Source organism: Paraburkholderia bengalensis (genome assembly GCF_037126505.1).
Classification (GTDB): Bacteria; Pseudomonadota; Gammaproteobacteria; order Burkholderiales; family Burkholderiaceae; genus Paraburkholderia; species Paraburkholderia bengalensis.
Genome location: NZ_JACFYJ010000289.1, coordinates 1 through 601, shown reverse-complemented (window position 1 = coordinate 601; position 601 = coordinate 1). Strand labels below are relative to the sequence as shown.

Annotated in this window: 1 pseudogene; it reads left to right on the top strand. The window is 64.4% G+C overall.

The window, feature by feature from the left end:
- A pseudogene (locus H3V53_RS43295) lies at positions 1-99 on the top strand (enoyl-CoA hydratase); the annotation flags it as partial.
- Positions 100-601 lie beyond the last annotated feature (502 nt).

Genomic DNA, 601 nt, shown 5'->3' with positions numbered 1-601 from the left:
GCGTTCACGCCCGAAGGACTGTTGCAGTTGCAGCAGAGCATCGAACGTCTGAACGGCGAAGCGCAAGTGCGCGCAATCGTCATCACAGGCGACGGCCCGGGCGTTGCCGGTGTGTGTTGCCCCTTGCGCGGGCATCCGCGGTAGCGCCTTCGCCGCGCAAGCGTTGCCCCTGTGCGGGGCGGCACCTACTTTTCTTTGCAGCGGCAAAGAAAAGCAGGCAAAAGAAAGCCGCTCACACCGCCAACCCTTGACACTTACCCACGGGCCCCCAACGTCCCCACACTTCATGCGGCAGCACGCCTGCTTGCACGCGTTGCCAATGCACTCGCAGGCGCCTGACCCGCTCCACACACGAGCAGACCGGCATGCGGCGATGGAAATTCAACTGCCCCTTCCTACGGTGGGACGTTCGAGGCCCGTGGGCAAGTGCTGATGCTGCTTTCTTTTGCCTACTTTTCTTTGCAGCCGGCAAAGAAAAGTAGGTGCCGCCCCGCACAGGGGCAACGCATGCGCGGCGAAGGCGCTATCGCGGATGCCCGCGCAAGGGCAAGCGCAAAACGGCAACGCCCGCGCCCCGAGGCGCCAACGCGGATGCCCGCGA